Annotated in this window: 22 protein-coding genes; 12 read left to right on the forward strand and 10 right to left on the reverse strand. The window is 66.4% G+C overall.

The genetic code is table 11. From position 1 onward, the window contains the following. Positions 1-201 precede the first annotated feature (201 nt). Complete coding sequence (gene msrA / locus VGV41_RS20345) at positions 202-870, reverse strand: peptide-methionine (S)-S-oxide reductase MsrA (RefSeq protein ID WP_326865912.1); 669 nt, start codon at positions 868-870, stop codon at positions 202-204. Between the two features lie 120 nt (positions 871-990). Continuing rightward, positions 991-1,311, reverse strand: a complete 321-nt coding sequence (locus VGV41_RS20350; RefSeq protein ID WP_326865914.1) for a hypothetical protein — start codon at positions 1,309-1,311, stop codon at positions 991-993. Between the two features lie 196 nt (positions 1,312-1,507). Between VGV41_RS20350 and VGV41_RS20355 the strand changes: the two genes are divergently transcribed. The 7 genes from VGV41_RS20355 to VGV41_RS20385 all read left to right on the forward strand — a co-directional run bounded on the left by VGV41_RS20355 (position 1,508) and on the right by VGV41_RS20385 (position 10,723). Continuing rightward, positions 1,508-3,784, forward strand: coding sequence for an NADP-dependent malic enzyme (locus VGV41_RS20355; RefSeq protein WP_326865916.1), 2,277 nt, complete (start codon positions 1,508-1,510; stop codon positions 3,782-3,784). 30 nt (positions 3,785-3,814) lie between these two features. Next, positions 3,815-4,708 (forward strand): dihydrodipicolinate synthase family protein, encoded by an 894-nt coding sequence (locus VGV41_RS20360; protein ID WP_326865918.1) that lies wholly within the window; start codon positions 3,815-3,817, stop codon positions 4,706-4,708. 165 nt (positions 4,709-4,873) lie between these two features. Continuing rightward, positions 4,874-5,140, forward strand: a complete 267-nt coding sequence (rpsT, locus tag VGV41_RS20365) for a 30S ribosomal protein S20 (RefSeq protein ID WP_326865920.1) — start codon at positions 4,874-4,876, stop codon at positions 5,138-5,140. Between the two features lie 1,141 nt (positions 5,141-6,281). Then, a complete protein-coding gene (dnaA, locus tag VGV41_RS20370) occupies positions 6,282-7,715 on the forward strand; it encodes a chromosomal replication initiator protein DnaA (RefSeq protein WP_326865921.1) in 1,434 nt (477 codons plus the stop codon). A 320-nt stretch (positions 7,716-8,035) separates the two neighbouring features. Next, the gene (gene dnaN, locus VGV41_RS20375; protein WP_326865922.1) at positions 8,036-9,154 is read left to right on the forward strand and encodes a DNA polymerase III subunit beta; all 1,119 of its coding nucleotides are present in this window, start codon (positions 8,036-8,038) and stop codon (positions 9,152-9,154) included. Between the two features lie 98 nt (positions 9,155-9,252). After that, positions 9,253-10,398 carry a DNA replication/repair protein RecF gene (recF, locus tag VGV41_RS20380; RefSeq protein ID WP_326865924.1) on the forward strand — a complete coding sequence of 382 codons (1,146 nt, stop codon included), beginning with the start codon at positions 9,253-9,255 and terminating at the stop codon, positions 10,396-10,398. A 145-nt stretch (positions 10,399-10,543) separates the two neighbouring features. Beyond that, entirely contained in the window at positions 10,544-10,723 is a 180-nt protein-coding gene (locus tag VGV41_RS20385) for a hypothetical protein (RefSeq protein WP_326865926.1), read from the forward strand. A 26-nt stretch (positions 10,724-10,749) separates the two neighbouring features. On the opposite strand, the gene VGV41_RS20390 is transcribed toward VGV41_RS20385, so the two are convergent. Next, the gene (locus VGV41_RS20390; protein ID WP_326865929.1) at positions 10,750-12,534 is read right to left on the reverse strand and encodes a chloride channel protein; all 1,785 of its coding nucleotides are present in this window, start codon (positions 12,532-12,534) and stop codon (positions 10,750-10,752) included. Positions 12,535-12,870: 336 nt separating this feature from the next. Here VGV41_RS20390 and gyrB point away from each other — a divergent pair, with 336 nt between their 5' ends. The 3 genes from gyrB (at position 12,871) to VGV41_RS20405 (ending at position 18,408) form a co-directional block, all read left to right on the forward strand. Continuing rightward, positions 12,871-15,297 carry a DNA topoisomerase (ATP-hydrolyzing) subunit B gene (gyrB, locus tag VGV41_RS20395; RefSeq protein WP_326865931.1) on the forward strand — a complete coding sequence of 809 codons (2,427 nt, stop codon included), beginning with the start codon at positions 12,871-12,873 and terminating at the stop codon, positions 15,295-15,297. A 96-nt stretch (positions 15,298-15,393) separates the two neighbouring features. Then, entirely contained in the window at positions 15,394-17,436 is a 2,043-nt protein-coding gene (locus tag VGV41_RS20400; protein WP_326865933.1) for an ATP-dependent helicase, read from the forward strand. 6 nt (positions 17,437-17,442) lie between these two features. Then, positions 17,443-18,408 carry a small ribosomal subunit Rsm22 family protein gene (locus tag VGV41_RS20405; RefSeq protein ID WP_326865934.1) on the forward strand — a complete coding sequence of 322 codons (966 nt, stop codon included), beginning with the start codon at positions 17,443-17,445 and terminating at the stop codon, positions 18,406-18,408. A gap of 19 nt (positions 18,409-18,427) precedes the next feature. Here VGV41_RS20405 and folD read toward each other — a convergent pair whose 3' ends face one another. The 7 genes from folD to VGV41_RS20440 form a co-directional block, all read right to left on the reverse strand. Continuing rightward, on the reverse strand, positions 18,428-19,318 hold the full coding sequence (gene folD, locus VGV41_RS20410; protein WP_326865935.1) for a bifunctional methylenetetrahydrofolate dehydrogenase/methenyltetrahydrofolate cyclohydrolase FolD: 891 nt from the start codon (positions 19,316-19,318) through the stop codon (positions 18,428-18,430). A 163-nt stretch (positions 19,319-19,481) separates the two neighbouring features. Further along, positions 19,482-19,658: a DUF1328 family protein gene (locus tag VGV41_RS20415; RefSeq protein WP_326865937.1), complete on the reverse strand. Its 177-nt coding sequence runs from the start codon at positions 19,656-19,658 to the stop codon at positions 19,482-19,484. Positions 19,659-19,724: 66 nt separating this feature from the next. Beyond that, positions 19,725-20,612, reverse strand: a complete 888-nt coding sequence (locus tag VGV41_RS20420) for an alpha/beta fold hydrolase (RefSeq protein ID WP_326865938.1) — start codon at positions 20,610-20,612, stop codon at positions 19,725-19,727. A gap of 114 nt (positions 20,613-20,726) precedes the next feature. Next, positions 20,727-21,092, reverse strand: a complete 366-nt coding sequence (locus VGV41_RS20425) for a hypothetical protein (RefSeq protein ID WP_326865939.1) — start codon at positions 21,090-21,092, stop codon at positions 20,727-20,729. A gap of 160 nt (positions 21,093-21,252) precedes the next feature. After that, the gene (locus VGV41_RS20430; RefSeq protein ID WP_326865941.1) at positions 21,253-22,095 is read right to left on the reverse strand and encodes an MBL fold metallo-hydrolase; all 843 of its coding nucleotides are present in this window, start codon (positions 22,093-22,095) and stop codon (positions 21,253-21,255) included. A gap of 83 nt (positions 22,096-22,178) precedes the next feature. Next, a complete protein-coding gene (locus tag VGV41_RS20435) occupies positions 22,179-23,024 on the reverse strand; it encodes a hypothetical protein (protein WP_326865943.1) in 846 nt (281 codons plus the stop codon). Between the two features lie 118 nt (positions 23,025-23,142). After that, the gene (locus tag VGV41_RS20440) at positions 23,143-24,144 is read right to left on the reverse strand and encodes an adenosine kinase (RefSeq protein ID WP_326865944.1); all 1,002 of its coding nucleotides are present in this window, start codon (positions 24,142-24,144) and stop codon (positions 23,143-23,145) included. A 371-nt stretch (positions 24,145-24,515) separates the two neighbouring features. On the opposite strand from VGV41_RS20440, the gene trpS reads away from it, so the two are divergent. Together trpS and VGV41_RS20450 are read left to right on the forward strand one after the other, a co-directional pair. Further along, positions 24,516-25,550, forward strand: a complete 1,035-nt coding sequence (trpS, locus tag VGV41_RS20445; RefSeq protein WP_326865945.1) for a tryptophan--tRNA ligase — start codon at positions 24,516-24,518, stop codon at positions 25,548-25,550. A 78-nt stretch (positions 25,551-25,628) separates the two neighbouring features. Continuing rightward, the gene (locus VGV41_RS20450; protein WP_326865948.1) at positions 25,629-26,120 is read left to right on the forward strand and encodes a universal stress protein; all 492 of its coding nucleotides are present in this window, start codon (positions 25,629-25,631) and stop codon (positions 26,118-26,120) included. The last annotated feature ends 321 nt before the right edge of the window (positions 26,121-26,441 follow it).

The following is a 26,441-nucleotide window of genomic DNA, read 5'->3' on the forward strand; positions in this document are numbered from 1 at the left end:
ATTAACGCTTTATATGGTTAAGGAAGTGTCACCAGACATCACCTCTCTCCGCTAGCGGGGGAGAGGCCGGCCGCCAAGCGCAGCGCGAACGGCCGGCTGAGGGGGCCGGAGTCGCACGTCTGAGCCTCTGAAAAATGCCCCTCACCCCGACCCTCTCCCCGCGAGCGGGGGGAGAGGGAGCGCGCCGTGCTCGCGGCGCTCCTAGGCGGTCGCGCCTTGCAGCTTCGCACCCGTGCCGATCGGGCAGGACACGCCGGTGCCGCCGAGACCGCAGTAGCCGAACGGGTTCTTCGCCAGATACTGCTGGTGATAGTCCTCGGCGAAGTAGAACGGCGGCGCATCCACGATCTCCGTGGTGATGGCGCCGTAGCCCTTTCTTTTCAGCTCGGCCTCGAACATCGCCTTCGAGGCCTCGGCCGCCTTCTTCTGCTCCGGCGTGAAGGTGTAGATCCCGGAGCGATACTGCGTGCCGATGTCGTTGCCCTGACGCATGCCCTGCGTCGGGTCATGGCTTTCCCAGAAGGTCTTCAGAAGCGCCTCGTAGCTGATCTTCTTCGGGTCGAAGACGACCAGCACCACTTCGTTGTGCCCGGTGCGGCCGGAGCAGACCTCCTCATAGGTCGGATTGGGCGTCAGGCCGCCGGCATAGCCGACCGCGGTGACATAGACGCCGTCGCCGAGCTCCCAGAACTTGCGTTCGGCGCCCCAGAAGCAGCCGAGGCCGAACATCGCCGTCTCCAGCCCCGCCGGATAGGGCCCCTTGAGCGCATGGGTGTTGATGAAATGCGCCTCCGCCGTCGGGATCGCCGCGCTGCGGCCGGGCAGCGCCTCGGCGGACGTCGGCATGGTCACCTTCTTGAAGCCGAACATGATCTGATCTCCCCGTGTGTCGCGCCAAATATAGGGGCGCGCCCGCGGCGGCGGAATGCGGTCGGCGATCACGTCTTGCGGGGGAGGCCGTGCGAGCGCTTCACAGCGGCGCGAGCTGCTTTACGACCGCGCGTAACCGATCAGCGGCTTCTTCCTGCGCCCGAGCATCAGCAGCACGATGCCGACGCAGGCGAGTAAGGTGAAGGCGGGCGCGTTGAGGATCGACACCATGCCCGGATCCCACAGCATGCCGCCGGCATAGGGCGTCAGCAGCGGCTTCACCTGCATCAGGCTATTGGCGTTGATTAGTTCCCACAGCGTGCGCACGCTGGTGAGGAACACCCGGCTGGCGGCGATCGACTTGGTGCCGTCGTAGATGGCCAGAATGAAGGCGGCAGCCAGGCAGATAAGCCCCAAAAACCGAAGCAGAAAGCGGATCATCGATTATCCTGCCGCACCCCGTCGTACCCCCCGCAGGGATTACCCTGCGCCGCGCCGGCATTCAACCATCGTCGCCGCCGCAGGGCGTCCTGCGCCTGACGCGGGCCCGCTCTGCCCGCCTCGCCTTGAGGGATACGGGCCGGTTCCGGTAGGGTCCGGCCTCGGCCCGATAGAAGGCCCGTCAGTTGGAGTGATCATGTCCGCAAAGCGTTCCGGCCCGCCGCGTCCGACCTTCACCGAGCAGGAAGCCCTGCAGTTTCACTCCGTCGGCCGGCCCGGCAAGCTGGAGGTGATCGCCACCAAGCCGATGGCGACCCAGCGCGACCTGTCGCTCGCCTATTCGCCGGGCGTCGCGGTGCCGGTGCTGGCCATCGCCGCGGACGAGAGCAAGGCCTACGACTACACCACCAAGGGCAATTTCGTCGCCGTCATCACCAACGGCACCGCCATCCTGGGACTGGGCGATCGCGGTGCACTGGCCGCCAAGCCGGTGATGGAAGGCAAGGCGGTGCTGTTCAAGCGCTTCGCCGACATTGATTCTATCGATCTCGAGGTCGACTCCAAGGACCCGGACGAGATCATCAATTGCGTCAAGCTGCTCGGCAAAGGCTGGGGCGGCATCAATCTCGAGGACATCAAGGCGCCGGAATGCTTTGTGATCGAGCAGCGGCTGCGCGAACTGATGGACATCCCGGTTTTCCATGACGACCAGCACGGCACTGCTATCATCGCCGCCGCCGGCCTCCTGAACGCCCTCGACATCACTGGCCGCGACATCGCCACCACCAAGCTGGTATGCAACGGCGCCGGCGCCGCCGGCATCGCCTGCCTCGAGCTCCTGCGCTCGATCGGCTTCCGCCCCGAAAACCTCATCCTCTGCGACACCAAGGGCGTCATCTACGCCGGCCGCACGGAAGGCATGAACCAGTGGAAGTCGGCCTACGCGATCAAGACCGACAAGCGAACGCTGAAAGACGCCTTCGAGGGTGTCGACGTCGCCTTCGGCCTCTCGGTCAAGGGCGCCTTCACCCCCGAGATGATCAAGTCGATGGCGGCCAAGCCGATCATCTTCGCCATGGCCAATCCGGACGCGGAAATCACGCCTGAGGAAGTCGCCGAGGTGCGCGATGATGCCATCATGGCGACCGGCCGCTCCGACTATCCCAACCAGGTCAACAACGTCCTCGGCTTTCCCTTCATCTTCCGCGGCGCGCTCGACGTGCGCGCCAAGACGATCAACATGGAGATGAAGATCGCGGCGGCGCGGGCGCTGGCCGATCTCGCGCGCGAAGACGTGCCGGACGAAGTCGCCGCGGTCTACGGCGCGCGGCCGAAGTTCGGGCCCGACTACATCATCCCGGTGCCGTTCGATCCGCGGCTGATCTGGTACGTGCCGCCGGCGGTGGCGAAGGCGGCCATGGACACCGGCGTCGCGCGCAAACCCATCGAGGACATGGACGCCTACCGCCAGCAGCTTTCCGCGCGGCGCGATCCGGTGGCCAACTCGTTGGTGCAGGTCTATGCGCGGCTGCGCCGCAGCCCCAAGCGCGTCGTTTTCGCGGAAGGCGAGGAGGAGCAGGTCATCCGCGCCGCGGCGAGCTTCGTGCACCAGGGCCTCGGCACAGCACTGCTGGTCGGCCGCGAGGACCGCGTCAAAACCGCGGCGCAAGAAGCCGGCATCGAGCTCGGCGAGGGCATCGAGGTCCACAACGCCCGCCTGTCGACGCGCAACACCGTCTACACCAACTACCTCTACGAACGGCTGCAGCGGAAAGGCTACCTGCTGCGCGACTGCCAGCGGCTGGTCAACACCGACCGCAACCACTTCGCCGCCTGCATGGTGGCGCTCGGCGATGCCGACGCCATGGTCACCGGTGTCACCCGCAACTTCTCGGTGGCGCTCGAGGATGCGCGGCGCGTGATCGACCCGAAGCCCGGGCATCGGGTCATCGGCCTGTCGATGGTCATCGCACGCGGCCGCACCGTGCTCGTCGCCGACACCGCCGTCACCGAGATGCCGACGTCGGAAGAGCTCGCAGACATCGCGGTGGAGGCCGCCGGCGTCGCGCGCCGGATGGGCTACGAACCGCGCGTCGGCTTGCTCGCCTTCTCCACCTTCGGCCACCCTCAAGGCGAGCGCTCGACGCGCGTGATCGAGGCGGTGAAGCTGCTCGACCATCGCCGCGTCGACTTCGAATATGACGGCGACATCGCCGCCGACGTCGCGCTCAACCCGGAACTGATGACCGCCTATCCGTTCTGCCGCCTGTCGGGGCCGGCCAACGTGCTGGTGATGCCGGCATTCCACTCGGCCTCGATCTCCACCAAGATGCTGCAGGAACTGGGCGGCGCCACCGTCATCGGACCACTGCTTGTGGGCCTCGACCGGCCGGTGCAGATCGTGCATCTCGGCGCCAAGGACAGCCAGATCGTCACGATGGCCGCACTGGCGGCGTACAACGTCAGCGGCTAAGACAGCGCGCGACGACAAAGGAGACGCGTTTTGAGCAAGACCCTGTCCGGCGTGATCGCCGCCATCGCCACGCCGATCGAGGAGAGCGGCGCGCCCGATCTTGCGCGCGCGATGAAGCTCGCCCGCTTCCTGCTCGACAACGGCTGCGACGGGCTCAACGTCCTCGGCACCACCGGCGAGGCGACCTCTTTTTCGCTCGCCGAGCGCAAGGCGGTGATGGACGCGTACAAGAGTAATGGTCTGCCGCTCGACCGGCTGATGGTCGGCACCGGCGCCGCGGCAGTCAGCGACGCCGTGGCGCTGACGAAGCACGCGGCCGAACTCGGCTTTGCCGGCGCGCTGGTGCTGCCGCCGTTCTATTACAAGGGTGTGCCCGACGACGGATTGGCCGCCTATATCGACGTCCTGGTGCAGGCGACCGCCGCCACGCCCATCCCGCTCTATCTCTACCACTACCCGGCGATGTCGGGCCTGCCCTGGCACCGCGCGCTGATCGAGCGGCTCTTGAAAGCGCATCCGACCCGCATCGTGGGCCTGAAGGATTCTTCCGGCGACATGAACTATGCCCGCGCCGCCGCCGCCGTGAAGCCGGGCTTCGCCGTGTTCCCGTCGACAGAAGCCGCGCTGTTCGACGCGAGGCGCGGCGACTTTGCCGGCTGCATCTCGGCGACCGCCAATCTCAACGCCGATCTCTGCCAGCGCGCCTGGGCGAGCGGCGATGCCGCCTCCCTCGACGCGGCGGTGACGATCCGCAAGCTGTTCGAAGGCAAGCCGCTGGTCTCCGGGGTGAAGGCTCTGCTGGCGCACATCCACGGCGACCAGGCGCTCGGCCGCATGAAGCCGCCGCTGGCCCCCTTCTCCGCCGCCGACCGCGCCGCCGTGACCGCCGGCTACGACGGCGTCCGCGCCCGCAAAGTGGCCTGAACCGGCCGGTCCCGCGGGCGTTGACGGGCGCGCGGCGCCTCTTTATAAGCCTCGGCCTTGGCTGCGGGTCTTCGTGCCTCCGGCCTACCCTATTCAGATTTCGAGCGCTTTTCGCGGATACAAGCGTCCGCGCCGTGAGCGCCAGCCCGTTGAACGAGAGAACAGATGGCCAATACCAAGTCCGCCCGCAAAGCCACGCGCGTGATCGCGCGTCGGACCGAAGTCAACAAGGCGCGCCGCTCGGTGCTGCGCTCGTCGATGCGTAAGGTCGAGGAAGCGATCACCTCCGGCGACAAGACTGCCGCGGCGGCCGCGCTGAAGGCGGCGGAGCCGGTGATCATGCGCGCGGCGCAGCGCGGTGTCGTTCACAAGAACAATGCCAGCCGCAAGGTCTCGCGCCTGGCGCACCGCATCGCCAAGATCGGCAAGTAAGCGCAGGACGCCGCGCCTTTGGCGGCGGCGTTCTGAACTGCGTTATACCGCTCGAAACTCTCCCATCGCTCTTTGTTCACCCGTCGGTCCAAGCCGGCGGGTGTTTTCGTTGCGCCGTAAAACCTTCATTGCTGCGTCATGACCCTCTGGGTGCTCCGATTTTACCAGCGGAAATAACCGCAGGCGCCTCGTCAACCCTTATTCCATAGGGGTTTTTGCAACTGGCTAGTCGGCAAAACGCGCAGAAAAATCGAAGCCGGACGAACAAGTTAATCGGCACGCCGGGACGGGACCCGAGATTCCTCATAAAGCAGCCGTATGACGCGGTCGCCGCAGCAAAAATTTTCGCGCACGCGCCGAACCACACGTTGCTGTTGAAACGGTCGGAAATTCTTCGCGACTCGTCAACGTGTTGCCAACGCGGCGCAGCGCAGCAAAAACGCAACACCAGTGCCGCTTTCGCGTCATGCTCCGAACGCTGGCGTACGAAAACCATTGCTGCACAACTTCGCTCGTGTACATTCGATCCCGCGCACGGCACTCGCCGCGCGCGATCAGAAACAAAGGTGTGCTCCTGAGCTCATCGGCGGATGGGAATGGCTGTTTGTTGCCTTGCGAGTTCTCGTGACAGCGTTCGACTTCACCGATGTCGTTACCGGCTGCATCATGGACCAAGACGCCGTGCGGCGCGATCGCAGACAATCGCAGACGCGATAAGGCGGCCGGACTGCGACGAGCAGGCGCGCGAATTTCGAGACGGGTCGTTAGGCCCGCGAAGACAGAGGGGGTTTCGAGATGACGAATGCCAGGAGACTTTCGGTGAGCAATCCCGACGTCGCCGGACGTTGTACTTCGATGCTGACTTCGCCGAGCACTCTCTCCTTGGCTCCCCCGTCTTACTGTATGCGTTTAGCCCGGCGCCATACCGTCGGCGCGCTGGCCACGGCCTCACCGCCCTCTGTCTGACGAATTTGTCGTTTAGCAAGCGGGTGCCGTGAGAGCGACGGTCTTCTGACCTCGAATTCCCCACGCCATCATCGAGTGGTCGCGTTTGCGTCTGTTCCCGGCGCGTGAGCGGCTGTCCGCTATTGCCAAGCAACCCCATCGCCCCATTCACTCTATCTATTGGATCGACGACACAATGCAGAACGCGGATCAGGAGAGCTGGTCACGGGTCAGGGAGCGCCTGCGCGCCGATGTCGGTGACGACGTCTATTCGAGCTGGTTTGCGCGCATGGATCTGGAAGCGCTCGAGGAAGGCACGGTGCGGCTGTCGGTGCCGACGCGCTTCCTCAAAAGCTGGATCCAGTCGCACTATGCCGAGCGCGTGCTCGCCTGCTGGCAGGCGCACGACGCCAAGGTCGGCCGCATCGAGTTGATCGTGCGCTCCGCGGTGCTGCGCAACGCCGTCCCGGCAAAACCCCGTCCGGAGGCCGCGCCGGCCGCGGTCAATGGCCATGGCGATGCCGGCCGCTACAACGGTCACGGGCGGCCGATCATGCCCGGCGACGCGAACATCCACGAGGCGCTCGGCGGCTCGCCGCTCGACCCGCGGCTGAACTTCGACAGCTTCGTCGTCGGCCGCTCCAACACGTTGGCGCAAGCCGCGGCAAAGCAGGTGGCGACCGCCAAGCGCACCGATCCGGTGATGTTCAACCCGCTGTACATCCATGCCGGCGTCGGCCTCGGCAAGACGCATCTCCTGCAGGCGATCACCTGGGCGGGCAATGCCACCGGCGAGCGCAAGGTGCTCTACCTCACGGCCGAGAAATTCATGTACGGGTTCGTCTCGGCCATCCGCACGCAGACCGCGCTCGCCTTCAAGGAGTCGCTGCGCGGCATCGGCGTGCTGGTGATCGACGACCTGCAGTTTCTTCAGGGCAAGTCGACCCAGGCAGAGTTCTGCCACACGCTCAATGCGCTGATCGACGCCGGCCGGCAGGTGGTGATCGCTTCCGACCGTCCGCCGTCCGACCTCGAAAGCCTGGACGACCGCGTGCGCTCGCGGCTCGCCGGCGGCCTAGTCGTCGAGATGGGCGGCCTCGGCGAGGAGCTCCGTTTCGAGATCCTCAAGGCCCGTGTCATGGCGGCGCGCGGGCATCATCCGACCTTCGACGTGCCGCAGCCGGTGCTGTCCTACATCGCCAAGACCGTCACGCATAACGGCCGCGACCTCGAAGGCGCGCTCAACCGCCTGCTCGCGCATAGCAAGCTCACCGGCCACACGGTGACCTTGGAGATGGCCGAGCGCGAGGTGCGCGACCTGATCCGTCCGCAGGAGCCCAAGCGCGTCAAGATCGAGGACATCCAGCGCGTGGTGGCGCGGCAGTACAATGTCAGCCGCTCCGATCTCCTGTCATCGCGCCGCACGGCCAACGTCGTGCGGCCGAGGCAGGTGGCGATGTATCTGGCGAAAACGCTGACCCTGCGCTCGCTCCCCGAGATCGGCCGGCGCTTCGGCGGCCGCGACCACACCACCGTGCTGCACGCGGTACGCAAGATCGAAGGCCTCGTCGGCAACGACGTCGCGCTCGCCGAGGAGATCGAGGGCCTGAAGCGGCAGCTGCAGGAGTAGGTCCTGCTTTCCCTCTCCCCGCTTGCGGGGAGAGGGTGGCAAGCGCAGCGAGCCGGGTGAGGGGGCGCGCGCAATCTTCAGAAGAGCCCCTCACCCGCCCGCCTTCGCTCCGCGACGACTGGCGACCTCTCCCCGTAAGAACGGGGAATGGCGAAGAAGGGCCTGTGGACGCCCTGGGGATAGCAGCGGGGGGAAAAAACACGCCCTTGCGCAATCCGGCCCGTCTTGCCACCTTTGGTCCCCGGCCGCGCATTCCGCGCCAGGCCGGCACGGCGGCACCCGGATTCCCGGGTTTTTTCTACGCCGAAGCGGGTCTTTCCATGAAGGTCACTGTCGAACGCGCAGAATTGCTGAAGTCGCTGGGCCATGTGTATCGCGTGGTCGAGCGGCGGAACACCATTCCGATCCTCGCCAACGTCCTGATCAAGGCGGACAAGGGCGCGCTCAGCCTCAAGGCCACCGACCTCGACCTCGAGGTGACCGACACGACGGCAGCCGAGGTGTCGCCGGGCGGCGCCACGACGGTTCCCGCACACATGTTCTACGACATCGTGCGCAAGCTGCCCGACGGTTCGCAGATCGTGCTCGAGGGCACCGGCGATCGTGCGGTGGTGACGTTGCGCGCCGGCCGCTCGCGCTTCACGTTGCAGACGCTGCCCGAGAGCGACTTTCCCGATCTCGCCGCCGGCGAGATGACGCATTCGTTCAAGCTGCCGGCCGGCGACCTCAAGCGGCTGATCGACAAGACGCAGTTCGCCATCTCGACGGAAGAGACGCGCTACTACCTCAATGGCATTTACCTGCATACCGCCGGTTCGGCCAAGGCCACGACGTTGCGCGCGGTGGCGACCGACGGTCACCGCCTGGCGCAGTGCGAACTGCCGCTGCCTGACGGCGCCGCCGGCATGCCGGGCATCATCATCCCGCGCAAGACGGTCGGCGAGGTGCAGCGGCTGATCGAGACCGGCGAAGGCGAGGTCGGCATCGAGCTCTCCGCCGGCAAGATTCGCTTCTCGATCGGCAACGTGGTGCTGACCTCTAAGCTGATCGACGGCACCTTCCCCGATTACGGGCGCGTCATCCCTGCCAACAACGACAAGAACCTCGTCGTCGACAAGAAGGACTTCGAGGCCGCCGTCGACCGCGTGTCGACGGTGTCGAGCGAGCGCGGCCGCGCGGTGAAGCTGTCGATCGCGCCGAGCAAGCTGACATTGTCGGTGACCAATCCGGATTCCGGCAGCGCCACCGAAGAGCTCGAGGTCGACTACGAGGCCGAGCCGCTCGATATCGGCTTCAACTCGCGCTATCTGCTCGACATCGCCGCGCAGATCGAGGGCGAGGTGGCGATCCTCAAGCTCGCCGATCCCGGCTCGCCGACCTTGATCCAGGACAAGGACGCCAAAGGCGCGCTCTACGTGCTGATGCCGATGCGGGTGTAGTTGCCGCCTCGTCCTGAGGAGCGTCGCGCATCGGCGCATCTCGAAGGATGAGGGCGGGTCAACTTGAAGCCGCAGCGGCGCGGCTCTAGAGCAACGTCATGACCGCCGCCTTCATCCGCCGCCTCGCGCTGACGAACTTCCGCAGCTATCACGCCGCGCAAGTGACGCTCGATCGCGCCGGGCCGGTGGTGCTGACCGGCGCCAACGGCGCCGGCAAGACCAACCTGATCGAAGCCGTATCGCTGCTCGCGCCCGGGCGGGGCTTGCGCCGCGCCACCATGGATGAACTCGCCTTCAGCGAAGGCGACGGCGGCTGGGCGATCTCCGCCGAGATCGAGGGCATGCTCGGCCTCGCCACGCTGGGCACCGGCGTCGATCCGCCGACCGACGAGGAATCCTCGCCCACGCGGCGCTATCGCATCGACCGCGAGCCGGCCTCCTCGGCGGCGGCCTTCTCCGACCATGTGCGGGTGATCTGGCTGACGCCGGCGATGGACCCCTTGTTCAACGGACCTGCATCCGAGCGCCGGCGCTTCCTCGACCGCCTCGTGCTCGCCGTCGACGCGCAGCATGCGAGCCGCGTGTCGGCATTGGAGCGCTCGTTGCGGTCGCGCAACCGCCTGCTCGAGGATCCGCGCAGCGATCCGCACTGGCTCGACGCGGTCGAGCACGAAACCGCGGAAGTCGCGGTCGCCGTCGCGGCGGCGCGCTCCGAAACGGTGGCGCGCTTGTCGGCCGCGCTCGCCGACGCGCGCAACGACGCGCCGGAGTTTCCCGGTGCCACCATCGCGCTGCAGGGGTGGATGGAGCAATTGCTGCCGGACCACAGCGCCATCGACATCGAGGACCGCTATCGCGCGCTGCTGAAGGACAATCGCGCGCGCGACGCGGCCGCCGGGCGCACGCTCGATGGACCGCACCTGTCCGACCTCGCGGTGACGCACGCCGCAAAGGACATGCCGGCAACGAATTGCTCGACCGGCGAGCAGAAGGCGCTGCTCATCCGCCTTGTGCTCGCGCATGCGCGGTTGATCAAGGACATGACCGGCGCGGCGCCGCTGCTGCTGCTCGACGAAGTCGTCGCGCATCTCGATCCCGGCCGGCGCGCGGCGCTTTATGATGCGTTGTCGGCATTGGACGCGCAGGTCTTCATGACCGGCGCTGATCCCGCGGCCTTCGGCGATATCGTTTCACGCGCTCACATGTTGCTTATCAAGCCGGGCAGCGTGGAACCCTTCGCCTGAGTGCGGCGCGGGCAGCCATATATAAATTGATCCATAGAGCAGACACAGGAACCATTGCCGCGGGCCATCGTTTTTCAAATCGGGACGAGCGGTAAAGCCCGCCCCGAACGAGGATGCGATGACGGCAGAGGGTGTTATGGATCGAATGCAGCGCGAACTCGTCCGTGCAGTCGACGACTTGCGCGCGGATATCGATCGGGTGGATCTGCTCACGGCCGCGCTGGGCGCATTCAACAGGCCGATTCCGGATTACGAACCCGCGTTCCATCACGTTGCGCAATCGAATCTCGGCGCCTACGAAATGGGCGGAACTTCGGGCGACTGACGTAAAACGCAGTTCGGGGAGCCGGCTCAGAATTCGCCGAGCAGTTCGCGCCGCTGACGCTCGGAGGCTTCCGAATAGCGCCTCAAGGCATGCGCCTCGCTGAGCAGGCCAACGACCTGCCGCCGTTCGACGGAATCGACGACCGGCAGCGCTTCCGCTTCGAACCGGTCAAACGCCGCGATCGCCTCCTGCACCGACATCTGCGGCAGCAGCATGTGGTCGCTATGGCGCAGCAGCCCGCGGAGGCTGTCGGCGGCCGCGACATCGGCGGCATGCGCTTCGGCAACCAGCACCATGCCGGCATAACGACCGTCTTCGTCCACCGCGACGACCTGGCTGGTCGAGCCCAGCGGGAAGGCTTCGCGGAAATCGGAGATCGTTCCCTCCGCCGGCGTCGTGCGCACGTCGGGGCGCATCATCTGGCCGACCGAGAGATCGCGGATCCAGCCGATGTCCGCGGCGCTGCGGATGGTCTCGCCGCGCAGATGGAAGCGCCAGGTGGCGAAGGTGTAGCCGAAGAATTCGCGCGTGACCTGCATCGAGATGATGGCGGCGATCAGCACGGCCGTGGTCAGCCACAGGTCGCCGGTCGTCTCCAGCGCGATGAAGGTCATGGTCAGCGGCCCGCCGATCACGGAGACGGACAGGGCCGACAGGCCGATGATGGCGTAGGCGTCCGGATCGATATGGACGCCCGGGACGATGGCCGAGAAACCGGTGGCGAACAGTTGGCCGCCGAGCGCACCCAGGAGCAGCGACGCAAAGAACAGTCCGCCGCGGAAACCGCTGCCGAGCGAGATGATCGAGGCGACGATCTTCAAAACGAAGATCAGTGCGATCATTTCGATCGGCAGCTTGAAGATGCCGGTCAGATGCATTGCGCCGTGGCCCGACGACATCACCTGCGGCGTTATGATCGCGAGCAGGCCGACGACCGAGCCGCCGATCATCGGACGCCATTCCGGCGCGATGCGCATGCGGGTGAACAGACGTTCGCACGCGGCGACGCCACGCATCAACAAGATGCCGACCATGGCGGCAAGCAGGCCGACGCCGGCGGCGATCACGACGTCGTGCACCGTGACGTCGGCGACCGCGTTGGCCTCGATGCCGAGGGTCAGCGGCGCGAACGTGCGCGCGGTGAGATAGCCGACCAAAGCCGCAATGCCGACCGGCGCGAGGCTCGCGATCGAGTAGGTGCCGATGACGAGTTCGAATGCATAGAAGGCGCCGGCAAGCGGCGCTCCGAATGCGCCGGCAATGGCCGCGGCAGAGCCGCAGCCGACGAGGACCCGCATGTCCGCGCGCCGCAAGCGGAAGGCCCGGCCGATGACCGAGGCGACGCCGGATGCGAACTGGGTATAGCCGGCCTCCAGCCCGACCGACGCTCCGACGCCGCTCGACCACACCGTCTGGGCCGCCACGATCAGGCTGCCCCGCAACGACATGCGGCCGCCATGCAAGGCATTGGCCTCGATGGGGTCGACCTCGGTACCGCGTTTGCGGGTGATGTAGGCGGACACCAGTCCGAACACGAGACCGCCCAGGCAGGGCGTGAGAAACGCGTAGACCGGGTTGATCCACGCCCGTGCCGACAGGCGCTCGCCTGGATCGAGCCCGAAGAAGACGAGGTGCATGAGCCCGACGGACTCGCTCATCGCCGCGACGACCAGGCCGGACAGCAGGCCCACCGCGGCGGCGAGGACGATGATGCTCGACTCACGCGCGCGGACGATCGCTCGAAGACGGTGCGGAACCTCGAGCGGACGGCCCTTCCAGTACATGCGGAGCAATTCGGAGCGGGCGAGCATGATTGCTTTGCTTAGAGGCCAATCGGCCGTCATGTGCAAGCAATTGTGGCGCATCACGCCGCGGCAATCGCGCCGATTTGCGCGCGGTGGTTTACGGCCCGGCCATGGCCCGAAGCCGCCTCGCACCAAGCCCTCAACCGGGGCTCACCAACACGCCAAAAGGGGTCTTTTCGACGGCTCCAAAACCGCGCTTTGACGGGGTCCGCAAACCTTGAAAAAGCCTTTCCGGATCAACATATTAGCGGCATAGACTTTGCTCTGTACGCGCACCCAAAATCGTGTCACACAAATTCACTTGCCCGACTCACTGTCGCGGCTTTCCGAGAGCGTCCGCAGATGGCTGAACCGGCCCGCAATCTTCAATCCGAATCCGACTATGGCGCCGAGTCGATCAAGGTCCTCAAGGGCCTCGACGCCGTGCGCAAGCGTCCGGGCATGTACATCGGCGACACCGACGACGGCTCCGGCCTGCACCACATGGTCTACGAGGCCGTCGACAACGCGATCGACGAGGCGCTCGCCGGCCACGCCACGCAAGTGGACGTCACGCTCAATCCGGACGGATCATGTACGGTGTACGACAACGGTCGCGGCATCCCGACCGGGATGCATTCCGAAGGCGTGTCGACACCCGAAGTGGTGATGACGCAGCTGCACGCGGGCGGCAAGTTCGACCAGAATTCCTACAAGGTATCCGGCGGATTGCATGGAGTCGGCGTCTCCGTCGTCAACGCGCTGTCGACCTGGCTCAAGTTGCGGATCTGGCGCGACGGCAAGGAGCATTTCGTAGAGTTTCACGACGGCGTGACGGTTGCGCCGCTCAAGGAAGTCGGCCCCTCGGGCGGCAAGCGCGGCACGGAAGTGAGCTTCCTGCCCTCGCCTGCAACCTTCACGATGGTCGAGTTCGATTTCGCCACGCTCGAGCATCGCCTGCGCGAACTCGCGTTCCTGAATTCCGGCGTCACCATCGTGCTGTCCGACAAGCGTCACGCGGTCGAGAAGCGCGAAGAGATGCGCTACGAGGGCGGCGTTGAGGCTTTCGTGAAATTCCTCGATCGCAGCAAGACGCCGCTTATTCCGGCGCCGATCATGCTCAAGGCCGACCGCGATGGCATCACCGTCGAATGCGCGCTGTGGTGGAACGACGGCTATCACGAGAGCGTGCTCTGCTTCACCAACAACATCCCGCAGCGCGACGGCGGCACGCATCTCGCCGGCTTCCGCGGCGCGCTGACGCGGCAGATCACCCAGTACGCCGAGACGCAGGGCTCCTCGAAGAAGGAGAAGGTGGCGCTCACCGGCGACGACTGCCGCGAGGGCCTGACCGCCGTGCTCTCGGTGAAAGTGCCGGATCCGAAGTTCTCGTCGCAGACCAAGGACAAGCTGGTGTCCTCGGAAGTGCGGCCGGTGGTCGAGAACGTCGTCAACCAGACGCTTTCGGACTGGTTCGAGACTCATCCGTCGGAAGCCAGGGTCATCGTCGGCAAGGTCGTCGAGGCCGCCGCCGCCCGCGAAGCGGCGCGCAAGGCGCGCGAGCTGACGCGCCGCAAAGGCGCGCTCGACGTCTCCTCGCTGCCCGGCAAACTCGCCGACTGCCAGGAGCGCGATCCGGCGAAGTCCGAACTGTTCATCGTCGAGGGCGACTCGGCCGGCGGCTCCGCCAAGCAGGGCCGCAACCGTGAATTCCAGGCCGTCTTGCCGCTTCGGGGCAAGATTCTGAACGTCGAGCGCGCGCGCTTCGACAAGATGCTGTCGAGCCAGGAGATCGGCACGCTGATCACGGCGCTCGGCACCGGCATCGGGCGCGACGAGTTCAATCCCGACAAGTTGCGCTATCACAAGATCATCATCATGACGGACGCGGACGTGGACGGCTCCCACATTCGCACGCTGCTGCTGACCTTTTTCTTCCGGCAGATGGAAGAGCTGATCAAACGCGGCCACATCTACATCGCGCAGCCGCCGCTCTATAAGGTCAACCGCGGCAAGTCCGAGCAGTATCTCAAGGACGAGCGCGCGCTGGAGGACTACCTGATCTCCACCGGGGTCGAGGAGGCCGTGCTGCGGCTTGCTTCCGGCGAAGAACGCGCCGGTGGCGATCTGCAAACGCTTGTCGAGGAAGCCCGTACTATTCGGAATATCCTCTCCGGGCTGCACAGTCGCTACAGCCGTCAGGTCGTCGAGCAGGCCGCGATCCTCGGCGTACTCAATTCCGATATTTTTGGCGACGCTCAGAAGGCCAAAGCCGCTGCGCCTTTTATTGCCAAGCGGCTTAACGTGCTGGCCGAAGAGACCGAACGCGGCTGGGAAGGCGAGTTCAGCGAGGAAACCGGGTTTGCATTCTCGCGGACAGTTCGCGGCGTCAAAAGCGTCGCCATTATTGATCATGCGTTGCTCGGCTCCGCCGATGCGCGCAAGCTCGACGAATACGCGGTGTCACTGCAGAAGGTCTACGAGAAACCGGCCTCGCTGCGGCGCAAAGACGAGACTTGGGCGATCTACGGGCCGGTCGGCCTGTTCGAGGCCATCACCGGTGCGGGCCGCAAGGGCGTTTCGATGCAACGCTACAAAGGGCTGGGCGAGATGAACCCGGAGCAGCTCTGGGAGACGACGCTCGACACCAATGCGCGTTCGCTGCTGCAGGTGCGCGTGAAGGAAGTCGACGAGGCGGAAAATCTGTTCGCCGAATTGATGGGCGACGAGGTCGAGCCGCGCCGCCTGTTCATCCAGAACAACGCGCTTTCGGCGAGCGTGGACGTGTAGCGGTTCCGGCGGCGGCGCCATCCCGCCGCCGCTTCCTCTCCGCAAAGCGGGCTATGCTGGGTCGATCCTGATTCGCCCGAGCCCCAAGTCCGCCACGTGACCGCCCAGAGCCTTGCCGCCGAGCTCAATCCCGACCAGCGCCGCGCCGTCGAGTACGGCGCCGGCGACGGCTATCCGCCGCTCCTGATCATCGCCGGCGCTGGGTCCGGCAAGACCAACACCCTCGCGCATCGCGTCGCGCATCTCGTCGCGCAGGGCGCCGATCCGCGCCGCATCCTGCTGCTGACCTTCTCGCGCCGGGCCGCGGCCGAGATGCGCCGCCGCGTCGAGCGCATCGGCGCGGCGGTGCTCGGCCCGCAGGCGCGAGCGATGGCCGATGCGCTCAGCTGGGCCGGCACCTTCCACGCCGTCGGCGCGCGGCTGTTGCGCGAATACGCGCCGCAGATCGGCTTCGAGCCGAACTTCTCCATTCACGACCGCGCGGACTCCGCCGATCTGATGAATTTGGTGCGGCACGAGCTCGGCTTCTCCAAGCTCGAGAAGCGCTTTCCGCTCAAGGGCACCTGCCTCGCCATCTATTCGCGCGTCGTCAACGCGGAAGCGGAGCTCGCCGACATCCTCAATTTCTTTTTCCCCTGGTGCGCGGAATGGCACGACGAATTGCGGCAGATGTTCGCCGCCTATGTCGAGGCCAAGCAGCGGCAGAACGTGCTCGACTACGACGACCTGCTGCTGTGCTGGGCGATGATGCTGGCGGAACGCGACATCGCCGCACATGTCGGCGAGCGCTTCGATCACGTGCTGGTCGACGAATATCAGGACACCAACCGGCTGCAGGCGCGCATCCTGTTCGCGCTCAAGCCGGACGGCCGCGGCCTCACCGTGGTCGGCGACGATGCGCAGTCGATCTATTCCTTCCGCGCTGCGACCGTGCGCAACATCCTCGATTTCCCGGCGCACTTCCGGCCAAAGGCGACGGTGGTCACGCTCGAGCGCAACTACCGCTCGACACAGCCGATCCTCGCCGCGTCCAACGCGGTCATCGGCCTGGCCGCCGAGCGCTTCACCAAGAATTTGTGGTCGCACCGGCAGTCGGCGGAGAAGCCGCAGATCATCAATGTTGCCGACGATCCGGCGCAGGTTGGGTATGTGGTCGAAAAGATTTTGGAGAACCGCGAAGCCGGCATCGCGCTGAAGGCGCAGGCCGTGCTGTTCCGCACCTCGAGCCATTCGGGCGCGCTCGAGGTCGAGCTCACCCGCCGCAACATTCCATTCGTGAAGTTCGGCGGCCTCAAGTTCCTCGAAGCGGCGCACATCAAGGACGTGCTCGCTTTCCTGCACTGGGCGCAGAACCCGCGCGACCGCGTCGCCGGTTTCCGCGTGCTGCAGCTCATGCCCGGCATCGGCCCGGCCACCGCCGCGCGCATCCTCGATCATCTCGCCACGGGCGGATTGCGCGATTTCAACGCGCCGGCGGCCGCCGCGGAAGCGTGGCCGGATTTCGCCGATACGATCGAGGCCGTGCGCCGCAACGAGGCCGGCTGGCCGGCGGAGCTGGAGACGATCTGCCGCTGGTACGCGCCGCATCTCGATCACGCCTATGACGACGCCGTGCTGCGGCAGGCCGATCTCGCGCAACTGACGCAGATCGCCGCCAGCTATCAAAGCCGCGAGCGCTTCCTGACCGAGATGAAGCTCGATCCGCCGGACGCGACCAGCGACGAGGCCGGACCGCCGCTGCTGGACGAGGACTATCTGATCCTGTCGACGATCCATTCGGCCAAGGGGCAAGAATGGAAAGCGGTGTTCGTGCTCAACACCGTCGATGGCTGCATCCCGTCCGACCTGTCGGTGCGCACGCCGCCGGAGATCGAGGAGGAGCGCCGGCTCCTTTACGTCGCCATGACCCGCGCCAAGGATCAGCTACACCTCATGGTGCCGCAGCGCTTCTTCGTCCATCAGCAGCGCGGCCTCGGCGATCGCCATGTCTACGCGCAACGCACGCGCTTCATCCCGCCGGCGATCCTGAAGCTGTTCGAGGTGTGCGCCTGGCCGCCGGCAGCGGCCGAGCGAGGCGCAGCAAAGCCGGCTGCCGGCAGTGCCGACGTGCGCGGCAAGCTGCGCCGCATGTGGGGCTAGAGGCGAATGGCCGGCTTGCCGGGCTGGCTGAGCGGTGCGCTGCAGGCGAAGCTCGAAAACATTTCGCGCACGGATCTGCGCGCCAGCGCGCAACGCATCTCCGAACGATATCGCGCCGGCGGCGGCAGCGACGTCATCCGCTCGGAATTCGATGCCCTCGCCTACGCGGTGGTGCGCATGCCAGCGACCTACGCGGCCGTGCGCGCGGCACTCACGCAAACGGCCGGGATCGTCCCCGACTTCGCGCCACGCTCCCTGCTCGATGTCGGCGCCGGCCCCGGCACCGCTTCATGGGCGGCGATCGACGCATGGCCGACGCTGCAGCAGGCCACACTGATCGACGCCAATCCGCATCTGCTGGCGCTCGCGGCCGCCTTCAGTCGGTCGACGTCGCATCTCGCGATGGCGGCGATGCGCGACACGCTCGCGCACGCGCTCGGCGCCGCGACAAGCGCCGACGTCGTGATGGCGAGTTACGTCTTCGCCGAGCTCGCCAGCGGCGCGCTTACCGGCACGCTGGAGCGGCTGTGGAGCCTGAGCGAGCGCCTGCTGGTCATCGTCGAGCCCGGCACGCGGGACGGCTTCAAACGGATCCTCGCCTGCCGCGACGCGCTGATCGCGCGCGGCGCTCAGATCATCGCGCCCTGCTCGCACGAAGGCCGCTGTCCGCTCGCAACGACCGAGCGCTGGTGCCATTTCAATGCGCGGCTGCCGCGCTCGCGCGACCATCTCGCGGCCAAGGAGGCCGACGTGCCGTTCGAGGACGAGAAGTTCGCGTATCTCGTCGCCGGCAAGGACTTCGGCAACCTCGCGCGCGGCCATCGCATCCTGGCGACGCCGAAAGTCGACAAGAGCGCCGTCATGCTGACGCTCTGCACGCCCGAGACGCCGGCGCAGCGCCGCATCGCGCGCGGCGACAAGGACGCTTACCGCGCGGCCAAGCGCCTCGACTGGGGCGACGCTGTCGATTGAAACGAGGGTATCGAGCGCCCTACTTTGCTGCGGCAGTAAGCGTTTCGGTACGCGACGGCGCGACCGAGCGCTCCGCGGCCACGAGCGTGTTCTCGAGCAGCATCGTCACCGTCATCGGGCCGACACCGCCGGGCACCGGCGTGACGTAAGCCGCCTTCTTGCGGATACCCTCGAAGTCGATGTCGCCGACCAGTCTGCCGTCCGGCAGGCGGTTGATGCCGACGTCGATGACCACCGCGCCGGTCTTCACCATTTGCGGGATGATCAGGTTAGGCACGCCGGCGGCGACGATGAGAATGTCCGCGAGGATCGTGTATTGGGCGAGGTCCCGCGTGCGCACGTGGCAGATGGCCACGGTCGCCTCGTGCCGCAGCAACATCAGCGCCATCGGCTTGCCGACGATGTTGCTGGCGCCGACGATGGTGACGTTCTTGCCGGCGACGTCGATGCCGGCGGAATCGAGAAGCTTCATGACGCCGTACGGCGTGCAGGGCGGAAACACCGTCTCGCCGAGTACCAGCCCACCGACATTGTAGAGATGGAAGCCGTCGACGTCCTTCTCGACCGCGATGGTGCGCAGCACGGCGTGGATGTCGTGATGGGCGGGCAGCGGCAGTTGCACCAGGATGCCGTGCACCTCCGGATCGCAGTTGAGCGCCTCGATGCGCGCGATCACCGCAGCGGCGTCGATATCGGCGGGAAATTCATGCAGCGTCGAGCGGATACCCACCTCGGCGCAGGCCTTGACCTTGTTGCGCACGTAGAGCCGCGACGCCGGATTCTGCCCGACGAGGATCATCGCCAGCGACGGCTGCACGCCGGTGCGCGCGCGCAAGGCGGCGACCCGCACCTTGATCTTGTCGCGGATGTCACGGGCGATGGCTTTGCCATCGAGCAGTTTGGCGGTCATTCGCGGACTCTGGGTATGCGCGTTCGGCGCGCGCACTCCCATAGCGGCGATTCCCCGCCGTCGCAATGCATCGTCCGGCGGAGGGTTTTCGCCGCGTTTATGTGGCGCGCCTCAACGGTGGGCAACGCCCAACGCGCGACCTGCTACCGCGACGGGCAGCGGGTCAGGAGACAAGTTTGTGGCCGAGCCAAAGCCCGATCGCCAACGCGCCCAAGAACAGCACGAGGAAGATGCCGAACAGCCACTGCGCGATGGTGGCCGACGCCTGTTCGACGCCGGTGAAGCCGAAAATGCCGGCGATGATGGCGATGATCAGGAAGATGAAAGCCCATTTCAGCATGGCACGATCCCTCGGTCGCCCTGAGAACGAGCAGAATGGGCCGCAGGTTCCATGCACGGCCCACACTCACCCCCGCATCGGGATGACTCCCTCGGCGGACTTCGTGCGCGGATCGCGCACCGCCCAGCGGCCGGCCTCGACGCGCGCGAGGAATTCGCCGACGACGCTATTGAACAGGTCCGGCTCTTCCAGGTTCACCACGTGGCCGCTCTTGGGAAACATCACCAGTCCCGCGGCGGGCAGCGTCTGCTTGAGGAACAGGCTCGGCTCGATGCAGCGGTCGTCCTCGTCGCCGACGACGATCAGTGCCGGCGTCTCCAGCCTGCGGATGCGGCCTTCGAAATCGTAGAGCGACGGCCGCCCGCCCTGGAAGCCGCGCGAGGTATTGGCCGAGCCTTTCGCGTCATGCTCGGCCAGGCGCTGCGTGAATTCGGCGAAGCCGCGCGGATCTTTGAGCAGGAAGGGCACGCGGCTCGCGCCCATGCCGTAGGTCTTCGCCACCGCCGCCGCGCCGTCGCGCTCGAACGTGTCGCCGAGCGCCTGCGAATGCTTGTGGAAGTCGGCCGTGTACCAGCGCTCGCTGCCGGAGCCGGTGCCGGCCAGCACCATCGAGTGGACGCGCTCTGGGTGATTGAGCGCGACCTGCAGCGAGGTGTAGCCGCCCATCGACAGACCGATGAGATGCGCCTTGTCGATCTTCAGATGGTCGAGCACGGCGACCGCGTCGCGCATCACGTGCTCGTAGGTGTAGGCGCCGGCGTCGGCCGGCACGTCGGAGGGCGTGTAACCGCGCGCGGAGTAGGTGATGCAGCGGTGGCGCTTGCCGAATTCGCGCAGCTGCGGCTCCCAGCCGCGCCAGTCGGAGGCGAACTCGTGCACGAACAGGATGGCCGTACCTTGCCCGACCTCCTCGAAATAGAGCTTCACGTTGTCGGAGGTCGTCGCATAGGGCATTGGCGGTGTCTCACGCGTCCGGGACGGGCGACATTACCAATTTGTGACGAACGCGCAAAAACAAAGCGGCCGGCGCGGGGCCGGCCACCGAGCTTTGAACCCGTGAAAATCGATTTAGCCAGCCTGCCGCGCCGCCCAGCCGGTATCGATGCGGCGGCGCCAGGCGTTCTGCCGCAGCCCGAGCAAGCGCTGCGCGGTGGTGCGCGCTTCGGCGCGCGTCGATGCGGCGCAGGTGCGGTATTCGAGGTCGGACACGCGCGAGACCAAAGCCGGGCGGCGGAAGAGGCGCGCGAAGGCGCCGACGCCACCGTTGAGCTTGAGTTCGGTCAGGGCATTGGCGACGCTCGCCGCATGCCCGAACGCGACCACACGGCCGGTCAGCGTGTGACGGACTTCATAGACACCCGGGCCATTCGGCGCTTCGATGCTGGCGCCGGTCTCCGCATCGGGAAAACGCTTCCAAACGCTCCAGGTCTGCATACGAACCTCGACTGTTCCTTGAATGACGTCCTGCACAAACGCGACAAGCAGTTATTCGTTCCCGGCCGTCAATCGCTATTTCAGAATATCCGGCAAGCGCCGCGCCTCGTTTGATTTGGCGCAAACGAGACGGCCGAGTCAGGCGTTCGCCTGACGAATGTCAATGTCCCGGCAGAACCAGTACCGTCGGCTTGGCCGGCAGCGTCGCCTTGGAGACGACCACCGTCGGCACCTCGGCGAACTGCACGTCCCACTCGGCGCGCGCACGGGTGAGGAAACGCTCCAGCGTGTAGCTGCTGAAGTAGTGCATCGGGATCATCAGCGGCGCCTTCAGCGACTTCAGCACCTCCATCATGCCCTCGAGATCGAGCGTGTAGTTGCCGTCGACCGGCACCATGACGGCATCGATCTTGCCGATCTCGTTGAGCTGCTGCTGCGTCAGCGTGTGATGCAGGTGGCCGAGATGGGCGATGCACAGATTCGCCGCCTCGAAGATGAAGATGGAATTGCCGTGCCGCTCGGTGCCGCCATCGAAGGTGCGGATATTGGTCGGCACATTGCGCACGCGCACGTCCTTGTAGGTCATGTCGATGCGCGCCGGCTTCTCGTCCTCGGCCCAGCCGTGCAGCACGTATTTGATACCCGGATCGGGGTGCAGCGTGTAGTGCGACGAATGCGCGTGGTTCATCGTCACGATGTCGGGCAGCACCGGCGGCCTCACCCAATCGTTGTAGTCGGTGGCAATGCGCACCGACTGCGGCGTTTCGATCAGGAAGGTGGCATGGCCGACATAGGTCAGCCGCAACTGGTCGTGCTCCAGCGCGGCGAGGCGGAAGGCTGCGGATTGAAAGACCGGCGAGCGTTCAGCGACCAGGCCGGGACAATTGACCTCGGTCATCTCCGGCTTGGCCGGCGTCGGTGCGGCGCCCTGCGCCGAAGCCTGCGTCGCCGCGGCAGCCAGCAGCAGCACCGCGGCCAGGGACTTCAAGGAAACGCCGAGCATGAGTCACCCCGCATACGACCGGCGAGGCGAATCTGACACGGCTCACGCCTGCGGCGCCACTCCCCTCACGGAGAGTTGCGCGGCTAGTCGAAATACGGCCGCGCGCGCACCGCCGAGACGATCAGCCCCTTCGGGGTCTCGACGATCCAGCGGCCGTCAACGCGGCGGATCGATTCGACGCGGCCCAGCCCGGGCAATTGCGCTCCGGGCACGACCTCGTAGACATCGCCGTGGCCCTCGACCAGCAAGGCGCCGCGCGCCGCGCCGCGCACGTGCCAGTCCGACACGACCAGCGGACGCGGCTGGCTCTGGAGCGCGGCGATCTGCTGCGGACGCGGTTGCGGCAGCGGCGTCGGCTCGAGGGCCTGCGCTTGCGGCGCCATCGTATGCGGCGCGGAGATCGAGCCGGTCACCTCGGCGCCGGCGCGGGCCAGCGCCGCGTTGGCCTTGGTGTTGGCGGCGAGTTTTTCGTGAAGCGCTTCGCTCAGTTTGGACAACTGCGCGGTCTGCGCATGCGCCGACTTGCTGGCGGCGTCGAGGCTGGTCTTCAGCGTCGAGAGTTCGTTGCCGAGACGCGCGATCGTCTGCTGCATCACCTTCTGCTGCTGCAGGCCGGCGGTTTGTTCGTGCGTGCCGGACAGCGAGACGGTCGCGACGGCGCCGACCACCGCCCCAAGGACGGCGGCGACGGTCACCGAGGCGGCGAGCAGCGCCATGCGCCGGCGGCGCAGCATCAGCCGCAGCGGCCGCGCCGGTGCGGCCGGGGCGATGGGCGATTCGATGATGGGCTCTTCGACGACCGGCTCGTCGGCTTTCGCCGGCGAGATCGACGGCGAGTCGACCGAAGGCAGCGCCTCGGCCTTCACGGCCGGCGTGTCACCGGCCGATTGTTCGTTGGTGGCTTTGTGGGTGTCGTCGCGGTCGGCCATTGGCCTGTCCCCCGTCCTGGTGTTCACCAAGCGGTAACCAGCTTCGGGTTACCAACTGGTTACCAAACGGGGCCGCGACGCTCTTTCGCGCACCGCCTCGGCCACTGGCCCGGCGTCTTCACACCGCGAGGCCGTTCTCCGCCGCCAGCGCCTTCAGCGACACCGCCGGCCGGGCGCCGATGTGCTGGATGACCTCCGCCGCCGCGAGGCCGCCGAGGCGCGCCGCGGTCTTGTGGTCCTTGCCGCGGGCAAGCCCGACCAGGAAGCCGGCGGCGAACAGGTCGCCGGCGCCCGTGACGTCCGCCACCTTCTCCACCGGCGCCGCCGGAACCGCCGTCATCGCGTCCTTGTCGATGACGACGCAGCCCTTCTCGCTGCGCGTGACCACGGCGAGCCTGGCGTCCTTCTGCAGCGCCATGCTGGCGACCGCGAAGTCGGCAGTCTCATACAGGCTGCGCAGTTCGTGCTCGTTGGCGAAGACGATGTCGACCGTGCCCTTGCGGATGAGATCGAGAAATTCGCCGCGATAGCGGTCGACGCAGAAGGCGTCGGACAGCGTCAGCGCGACGCGGCGGCCGTTCTTGTGCGCGATCTGCGAGGCCTTGATGAAGGCCTCTTTCGCCTGCGGCGGATCCCACAAATAGCCCTCGAGATAGACGACTTCCGCCGCCGCGATCTGCGCCTCATCGATGTCGGAGGGCCGCAGGTCCTGCGCCGCGCCGAGATAGGTGTTCATGGTGCGCTCGCCGTCCGGCGTCACCATGATGTAGCAGCGCGCGGTCGAGGCACCGTCGCTTGCCGGCTTGGTATCGAACGCGACATTGATCGAGCGGATGTCGTGGGCGAAAGCCTTGCCGAGCTCGTCGTCCCTGACCTTGCCCACGAAGGCCGCGCGCGCGCCGAAGCTCGCCACGCCGGCGATCGTGTTGGCGGCCGAGCCACCCGAGGATTCCATCGCCGGGCCCATCGCGTCGTAGATCGCCTTGGCCCTTGCCTCGTCGATCAGCGCCATCGCGCCCTTGTGCATACCCTGCGCGACCAGGAAGTCGTCCTCGGCGCGGGCGATGACGTCGACGATGGCGTTGCCGATGCCGAGCACGTCGTAGCGGGAAGCGGTCATGGAAGGTCCTTTTGCGGGGCGCGAGGCGCTGAAAGCGCGCGGCACTATATCGACCGCGCCCGCGCCTTCAAGCCGGGCTCAATGTGGCGGCGGCAGCCTTTGCAGCACTTCGAGGCTCCACCACAGGAAGTATCCGCCGATCAGAATGCCGAGCGCCACTTTGATCAGTTGGATGATCAGTTCGTCTTTGCTCATGGTAAGCTCATTTGTCACCGGGCGGCCCGCTTGTACCGTCCGTTCGGCCGTCCTTATAGCGACGCGACACCGTCTTTGATATCCCGACCGGGCGCAAGATCGCGGTCTGCCCACGGCCTCTTGCAAGGCAAACGCCATCATGCGATGTGGCTCGCCATAGCGTGGAGACGACGGTTATGGCGTTCAAAGAGCGCGTGTTTTCCGGTGTGCAGCCGACCGGCAACCTGCACCTCGGCAACTACCTCGGCGCGATCACGAAGTTCGTGGCGCTGCAGGACCAGTACGACTGCATCTACTGCGTCGTCGACATGCACGCCATCACCGTCTGGCAGGACCCGGCCGAGCTCATGCATGCGACGCGCGAGGTGACCGCCGCCTACCTCGCCTGCGGCATCGATCCGACGAAGCACATCGTCTTCAATCAGAGCCAGGTCGCCGGCCATGCCGAGCTTGCCTGGATCTGCAACTGCGTCGCCCGCCTCGGCTGGCTCAACCGCATGACCCAGTTCAAGGAGAAGGTCGGCAAGGACCGCGAGAACGTCTCGGTCGGCCTCTATGACTATCCGGCGCTGATGGCCGCCGACATCCTCGTCTACCGCGCGACGCATGTGCCGGTCGGCGAGGACCAGAAGCAGCACGTCGAGCTCACCCGCGACATCGCCACCAAGTTCAACAACGACTTCGGCGCGTCGATCGCGGCGCACGGCTATGGCGACGCGTTCTTCCCGCTGCCGGAGCCGCTCATTCAGGGTCCGGCGACGCGCGTGATGAGCCTGCGCGACGGCGCCAAGAAGATGTCCAAATCCGATCCGTCGGACTATTCGCGCATCAACCTCACCGACGACGCCGACGCGATCGCGCAGAAGGTCCGCAAGGCGAAGACCGATCCGGAGCCGCTGCCGAGCGAGGAGAAGGGGCTGGAGACGCGTCCCGAGGCCGACAATCTGGTCGGCATCTACGCCGCGCTCAACAACACCAGCAAGGCGACGGTGCTCGGCGAGTTCGGCGGCGCGCAGTTCTCGACCTTCAAGTCGGCGCTGGTCGACCTCTCGGTCGCCAAGCTCGGCCCGATCGGCGCCGAGATGAAGAAGCTGGTGAAGGATCCCGTCTATATCGACGGCATCCTCGCCGACGGCTCGGAGCGCGCGAACGCCATCGCCGCCGAGACCATGAAGGCGGTCAAGGACATCGTCGGTTTCGTGCGGCGGTAGCCCCGCTTGTAAGCGCGGCGGCGTCCGTGCCACCCTTTGCCCTGCGCGGTCTGCCCCGCGCGGGCGACAGGGGCGAGGATGAAAAGGCGCCGCAGCAACGAAGCCGGCCACAAGCGCAAGTATCTCGTCGTCATCGACGACACCGAGGAGTGCGATCGCGCCGTCTACTGGGCGGCGAACCGCGCCGCGCGCACGCACTCGCAGATCGTCATGCTGCGCGTCATCGAAGCCGTCGACCGCAATCAGCAATGGCTCGGCGTCGCCGACATCATGAAGGCGGAGCAGGAAGACGCCGCCAAGGCGGTGCTGAAGAAATACGCCAAGCGCATCCACGAGGTCGCCAAGCTGGAACCCGAGCGCGTCATCCGCGAGGGCGTGCCGGCGGAAGAGATGCTCAAGGTCATCGAGCAGGACGACGACATCGGCATCCTCGTCCTCGCCGCCGACTCGGGGAAAGAAGGCCCCGGTCCGCTGGTGACCAGCGTCGCCAAGAGCTCCGGCACGTTTCCGATCACCGTCGCCATCGTGCCCGGGCATTTGAGCGACGAAGAGCTCGAGGCGATGTCGTAGGGCCTCTCCTATCCGCGTCTCGCTCCGATTCTGTTGTCAAACAGCCCCGCCTCGCGCCAGGCATGACTCATCGCCCGTATTCTTTGATCGGCGCCGGGTACGCCGCAGTCCGAAGTCCAATTCTTCGCTCCCTTAAGGGGAGCGGAGCGCCGGGAAACGCGGGAGCTTGCGAGGCTCCCCGAGCGGCTGGCGAAGCCGCCCGATGAGACGCTTGCGAGGCGTCTCCTCATCCCTTGCGATCGGGACGAGGCGCCTCCCGGCGCTCCACTTGCGGCGTTCTTGAAGACCCTTTGGGCCGTACTTCCGGGCAGCGACGGGGCC

Source organism: Pseudolabrys sp. (assembly GCF_035943735.1).
In the GTDB taxonomy this organism is placed as follows: Bacteria; Pseudomonadota; Alphaproteobacteria; order Rhizobiales; family Xanthobacteraceae; genus Pseudolabrys.